Origin of the sequence: Rummeliibacillus sp. POC4 (assembly GCF_003576525.1) — a bacterium.
Lineage (GTDB): Bacteria > Bacillota > Bacilli > Bacillales_A > Planococcaceae > Rummeliibacillus.
On record NZ_QWUA01000127.1, the window covers coordinates 1 to 3015 of the forward strand.

Sequence of the window (3015 nt, forward strand, 5' to 3'; positions counted from 1 at the left end):
TACTGATTCAATTTGAAGACTTTGAAGAATTTCTTTTTTCATATGAGCTAACCGCTCACTCCCACGGTCGCGCGGAAATGGTTCATTAATGACAAATTCACGTTCTACTTCACCAGGTTTTCCTGATAAAACTATGATTCGATTACATAAATATAATGCCTCCTCAATATCATGAGTAACAATAATAGATGTCACTTTTTCTGCACGCCATATATCAAGCATTAAATCTTGAAGTTGCATTTTTGTGAAGGCATCAAGAGCACTAAACGGTTCGTCCATTAATAATAATCCTGGTTTTGCTACAATAGCACGCGCTATCGATACACGTTGTGCCATCCCTCCAGATAATTCTTTTATATATAAATTTTCTGCACCTTCAAGTCCAACTTGTTTTAAAAGTTTTCTTGCAAACTTATTATTGGTTTCTTCATTGCCTTTTAACGTAAAAGTTACATTTTCCAAAACAGTTAACCAAGGAAATAATCTAGCTTCTTGAAAAACTACACCTACTTTAGGGTGTGGTCCATCTATACTTTCACCTGAAATCAAGACTTCTCCCGTATAGCCATTGTCTAACCCTGCAATTGCACGTAATATTGTACTTTTCCCTGAACCGCTCTTTCCTAATAATCCAATGGTTTCCCCTTCTCGAGCATCAAAGGATACGTTTTTTAAGCCATTTTGGTTATCAAAAATACGGGTTAATTGATTTACTTCCAATACCATTTGTTAACCTCCTATCATACTGTTGTCTCGCCATTTCAACATACGATTCTCAACAAGTTTAATAAGCCAATCTGTTAACTTTCCAACAAAAGCAAACAGAATTATGCTACCAATGATTAAATCAGGTGAAGATGAATTTTGACCAATCACCAAGAGATATCCTAATCCTTGGCTTGCCCCCATAAGCTCAGCGGCCACAACAAACATCCACCCTAAGCCTAAACCACTACGAACACCTGTAAAGAAAGAAGGCAAACTCGCTGGAAAAATAATACGCCTTACTAACTCAAAATGGCTAAACCCTGCAACTTTTCCAACCTCTATTAGTTTACGATCCACATTTAAAATGCCACTTACAACATTTAAGTACACTGGAAAGAACACCCCAACAGCTATTAAGCTGATTTTTGAAGGTTCACCAATGCCCATCCAAAGGATAAACAATGGTACCCAAGCTAGTGATGGAATCGATTTAAATGCTTGAATCATTGGATCAAAAATACGCTCTGCTTTATTGTAAAAACCAACAATCGAACCCAATAATACGGCTAAGAAAGTTCCAATTAATGAACCAAACAGTACGCGATAGACTGTTATTCCTAAATGTCCCCAAAGCGTCCCGTCTAATGCTAAACCTTGGATTGTATAAATCACAGCTAATGGAGATGGTAGCTGATATGAAGATAATATTCCTGTGTCTGTTACAAAAATCCATAGAGCTAAAAGAAGCAATGGAAGAAATAAACTAAGGATTATCTTTGAAGCCTTAGCTCTTTTTATTTTATTTACAGACGGCTCTTTCCCATATTCTATGGATGATGGAAACTCTGCAATTTTCTTCGCCATACAAACCCTCTCTTTACTTAATAATTTTTTTTGCAAAAGATGGTTCAACAAGATTATTTGTTGTTTTTTCTACATCTACATTTGATTTGATAACTTTTGCTTTCTGTAATACTTCTCCAGCAGCATTTAAAGCCGTCACTTGTTGCTCACCAGGAATTGGTTGATCAAAATTTGTACGTTCAAGTTGAATTTTTGCAGTATTCAAATCTATTTTTGCTTCCTTTGAAATGATTTCTGCAGCCTCATCAGGATGAGTTATAATCCATTTACGTGCTTTCTCATAGGATTTAATGACTTTTTCGACTGCTTCAGGATATGCCTTTTCAAAATCTTCTCTTACATTCAAAAAATTATAGGTATTAAACTCGCTATTACGATAGAATAATTTTGCATTTGCTTCTTGCTCTGCTGTTGCCATAATCGGATCAAGACCTGCCCATGCTGCTACATCACCTTTAACTAATGCTTGATAACCGTCATTATGTTGTAAATTTACAAATTTAATATCCTTTTCACTTAACCCTTCTTCATTTAATGCACGAAGTAAGAAAATATAAGGGTCCGTTCCATATGTAGCAGCTACTTTTTTTCCTTTTAAATCGTTAATAGACTTAATAGAATTATCTAATGATACTAAAGCGGTCCATTCTGGTTGAGATAATACATAGACATTCTGTATAGGAACTTCCTTAGATTTTGTGATTAAACTTGCTGCCCCTGCCGCTGAGCCAAAATCGATACTGTTACTTGTTAAAAATTCTAAAGCCTTATTACTTCCTTGACTTAATGTCCATTCTACCTTCACATCATCTTTTTTAAATTCTTCCTCTAACCAACCAAATTTCTTCAGAACTAAACTTGTAGGGGAATAATATGCATAATCTAATCGAACTGTTTTTAATACATCATTTCCAGATGCTTTACTATTGCCACATGCTTGTAACACACCTATTACGAGCAATAATGAGAATATTAACATGAACAAAGCGGATTTCTTCATCCTTCTACCTCCTTTAGTTGAAAACAACTTTCATATAAAATTTTAACTTTTCTAAATTTTTAATATAGTCATAATATTATTATTATAATTCCTATTTGTCAACTATGTTTTATATGTATGTGATCTATTCTCTAAATTTAATTCACTTTTTTATAAATAAAAAAGCACTATCATTTGAAATGCACCTCCAATTGTTAGTTCGGTTCTTTAAAAGTAGAGGCTCATTTTAGATAGTACTTATTGTTTCTTTTATCCAATCATTTTTATTATTTATGCTTTTAGGGCTTCAACACTTGCAGGATTAATGTTTGACTTCTAAAAAAACGAGTCCTTGATAATAGCATTTTTCAAGGACGTTGTGATAGTAATTGGATATAAAAAAACCAGAAACGATAATCTAATTATCATTTCTGGCACTTGATTAACCATTATGACGTTTGTAA

The 3015-nt window shown here is 33.8% G+C and carries 3 protein-coding genes; all 3 read right to left on the minus strand.

Annotated features, from left to right (window positions below):
• Nucleotides 1-726, minus strand: a 726-nt coding sequence (locus D1606_RS18130; RefSeq protein ID WP_147414560.1) for an ABC transporter ATP-binding protein, incomplete at its 3' end; no start/stop codon positions are given.
• 3 nt (nucleotides 727-729) lie between these two features.
• Complete coding sequence (locus tag D1606_RS18135; protein WP_119417412.1) at nucleotides 730-1572, minus strand: ABC transporter permease; 843 nt, start codon at nucleotides 1570-1572, stop codon at nucleotides 730-732.
• 13 nt (nucleotides 1573-1585) lie between these two features.
• Nucleotides 1586-2572: an aliphatic sulfonate ABC transporter substrate-binding protein gene (locus tag D1606_RS18140; RefSeq protein WP_119417413.1), complete on the minus strand. Its 987-nt coding sequence runs from the start codon at nucleotides 2570-2572 to the stop codon at nucleotides 1586-1588.
• Between the last annotated feature and the right edge of the window lie 443 nt (nucleotides 2573-3015).